Here is a 3,068-nt window from a genome sequence, read left to right on the forward strand (position 1 = left end):
AGCGAGAGCCACCCGCCGATCAGCGCCACCCCGCCGATCGGCGTGACGATGCCCAGGTTCAGCCCCAGTAGCGCCATGGCGTAGAGCGAACCACTGAAGGCGAGCGTACCGATGAGCCACAGCGCCAGCACCAGGCGCTGGCCCGCCCGCGCGCGCTGGGTGCGCCACACCAGCAGCGCCAGCATGGCCAGCGTATGCCAGGCCTGGTAGCGCACGCCGGTTTCCACCGCGGCTACCATGTCGCTGCTCGCCCGCGCGGGCAGCCCGTGGGCGGCGTAGGCGCCGAGTGCGACCATCGCGGCGCCGGAGAGCGCCACCCAACACCACCACCCTTTATCGGCTTGCTGCACGTTGCACTCCTTGAACCGTGTGGGAATTTCGTGGCCACCTTGTTATCACAGGTGACATACCTCGAGGGGCGCTAAACCGCTACAATGGGGGCTGTTTGCCTTCACCAGGGATACTCATCGCCCATGTCGACTCCCAACGCCTCCATAGAGCTTAGGCTCAACGGCGAACCTTACGCCATCACCCAAGGGCTGACGGCGGCGGATCTGATCGACCAGCTCGGCCTGACCGAGCGGCGCATCGCCGTGGAGATCAACGAGCAGATCGTGCCCAAGAGCCAGCTCGGCGCTACCGCGCTCAACGACGGCGACCAGATCGAAGTGGTTCACGCCATCGGCGGCGGCTAGCGCCGCCTTCGCTTGAGGATTTTCTTATGACAACACCGCATGATACGCCCTTTACCGTGGCCGGACGCACCTTCGCCTCGCGCCTTCTGGTCGGCACCGGCAAGTACAAGGACATGACCGAAACCGGCCAGGCCGTGGCCGAAAGCGGCGCCGAGGTGGTCACCTTCGCCGTGCGCCGCACGAACCTTGGCCAGAACGCCGACGAGCCGAACCTGCTGGACGTGATTCCGCAGAGCCGCTATACGCTCCTGCCCAACACCGCCGGCTGCTACAACGCCCGCGACGCGGTGCGCACCTGCCGGCTCGCCCGGGAGCTTCTCGACGGCCACAACCTGGTCAAGCTCGAGGTGCTGGGCGACGACACCACGCTCTACCCCAACGTGGTCGAGACCCTGAGCGCGGCGAAGACGCTGGTCGACGACGGCTTCGACGTGATGGTCTACACCAGCGACGACCCGATCGTCGCCCGCGAGCTCGAGGCGATCGGCTGCTGCGCGATCATGCCGCTGGGCTCTTTGATCGGCTCCGGCCACGGCATCCAGAACCCCTACAACGTGCGCCTGATCATCGAGCAGTCGAACGTGCCGGTGCTGGTGGATGCCGGCATCGGCACCGCCTCGGAAGCGGCGATCGCCATGGAGCTCGGCTGCGACGGCGTGCTGCTCAACTCCGCCATCGCCCACGCCCGCGAGCCGCTGCGCATGGCCCGCGCCATGAAGCTCGCCGTCGAAGCCGGCCGCGAATCGTTTCTGGCCGGGCGCATGGCGCGCCGGGCGAGCGCCGAACCTTCCTCGCCGTTTGCCGGGCGCATCAACGGCTGATTGAACGCCCCTTTTCAACGACCTGTTTCAACGACCTGTTTTAACGACCCACTTCGAGACACCCTGTCAGGACACCATGACCGAGAACAACGCCACTCCGCCCGAAAGCGCCGCCACCACCGGCCCGGAAAGCCCGGACGCGCCGCTGCACCGCCGCGGCATCAAGAGCTACGTGATTCGCGCCGGGCGCATGACCCCGGCCCAGACCCGCGGCCTCGAGGATGTCTGGCCACGCCTGGGCGTGAGCCTGGCGGATGGCCCGCAGGATCTAGAGGCGCTGTTCGGCCGCCGCGCGCCGTGCGTGGTCGAGATCGGCTTCGGCATGGGCACCTCGCTGATCGAGCAGGCCAGGACTCACCCGGAAACCGATTTTATCGGTATCGAAGTCCACGCCCCGGGCGTGGGCAAGCTGCTCGACGAAGCCGACAAGCTGGGGCTCACCAACCTGCGCGTCTACCGCGAGGATGCACTCAGGGTGCTGGAGGAGTGCCTGCCGGCGGGGTCGATCAATACCGTGCAGCTCTTCTTCCCCGACCCCTGGCCGAAGAAGAAACACCACAAGCGGCGCATCGTCCAGCCCGCGTTTGTGGAGCTGATCCGCACCCGCTTGGCGCCGAACGGGGTGTTCCACATGGCCACCGACTGGGAAGCCTACGCCGAGTGGATGGCCGAGGTGATGGAGGCAGCACCTGGCTACGTCAACACCGCAGACGCCGACACCGCGCCGTTCGTGCCGCGCCCGAGCTTTCGCCCGCTGACCAAGTTCGAGGCCCGCGGCGAGAAGCTCGGCCACGGCGTGTGGGATCTGATCTACCGCCGCGAGGGCTAGGCCCGCGCCAGACCAGCGGCGACGGCCAGGGCGGCAAAGCTCGTCACCGCCGCCGTGGCCGAGAACTGATCCATCAGCAGGCCGAACACCGGGGCGCCGGCGGTCTGGCCGATGGCGATGGTCAGAAAGCCGACCATCAGTCCGGTGGCCGGGCGGTGGGGAAGCGCCGTCACTCCCCACACCAGATAGACCCCGGTCACCATGATGTAAGCCACGCCGAACAGCGCCCCGCCGAGCAGCGCAAGCGTCGGCGTGGTATTCACCATGCCCACCATCAGCGTGCCCGAAGCCAGGGCGGCGAGGAACACCCGATGCACGCGGTTGATGCCGAAGCGCTCGATCAAACTTCCCGCCGCAGCGCCAACCATGCCCGCGGCGCCGATGGCGATCCACAAAAGCCCCGCGCCGGGGCTGCCCCAATCCAGGCGCAGCGCCACCAGCTGCCCGCCGAAGGACCACACTGCGGTGCTCGCCGCCCCCACCAGAAACGACGCTGCGATCAGGCGCTTGAGTGCCCCGGTCAACGGCGGCAGGCGGGCGGCGTCGCGGGAGCGGTTCGCCGAGGCCGGCACGCAGAAAAACGCCAGCAGCGCGAAGGCGAAAGCGACCGCGGCGAAGCCGGCAAAGGCGAGGCGCCACTGCTCGCCCATCAGCAGCGCCACCGGCCCACAAAGTACCACCCCGGCGCCAGTCCCTGCGTTGATCACGGTATTGGTGGCGCTC

At 67.9% G+C, this 3,068-nt stretch carries 5 protein-coding genes; 3 read left to right on the top strand and 2 right to left on the bottom strand.

The window, feature by feature from the left end:
* Positions 1 to 350, bottom strand: a 350-nt coding sequence (locus BIS11_RS13870) for a DUF423 domain-containing protein (protein ID WP_253586327.1), incomplete at its 3' end; no start/stop codon positions are given.
* A 123-nt stretch (positions 351 to 473) separates the two neighbouring features.
* On the opposite strand from BIS11_RS13870, the gene thiS reads away from it, so the two are divergent.
* The 3 genes from thiS (at position 474) to trmB (ending at position 2,345) form a co-directional block, all read left to right on the top strand.
* Positions 474 to 695: a sulfur carrier protein ThiS gene (gene thiS, locus BIS11_RS13875; protein WP_253420429.1), complete on the top strand. Its 222-nt coding sequence runs from the start codon at positions 474 to 476 to the stop codon at positions 693 to 695.
* 26 nt (positions 696 to 721) lie between these two features.
* Positions 722 to 1,516, top strand: coding sequence for a thiazole synthase (locus BIS11_RS13880; protein ID WP_253420428.1), 795 nt, complete (start codon positions 722 to 724; stop codon positions 1,514 to 1,516).
* A gap of 76 nt (positions 1,517 to 1,592) precedes the next feature.
* The gene (trmB, locus tag BIS11_RS13885; protein ID WP_253420427.1) at positions 1,593 to 2,345 is read left to right on the top strand and encodes a tRNA (guanosine(46)-N7)-methyltransferase TrmB; all 753 of its coding nucleotides are present in this window, start codon (positions 1,593 to 1,595) and stop codon (positions 2,343 to 2,345) included.
* On the opposite strand, the gene BIS11_RS13890 is transcribed toward trmB, so the two are convergent.
* The coding region (locus tag BIS11_RS13890) for a YbfB/YjiJ family MFS transporter (protein ID WP_253586329.1) at positions 2,342 to 3,068 on the bottom strand (727 nt) is incomplete at its 5' end. The two genes, trmB and BIS11_RS13890, sit on opposite strands and share 4 nt — an antisense overlap.

The organism is Halomonas sp. 707D4, from assembly GCF_024158685.1.
Lineage (GTDB): Bacteria > Pseudomonadota > Gammaproteobacteria > Pseudomonadales > Halomonadaceae > Vreelandella.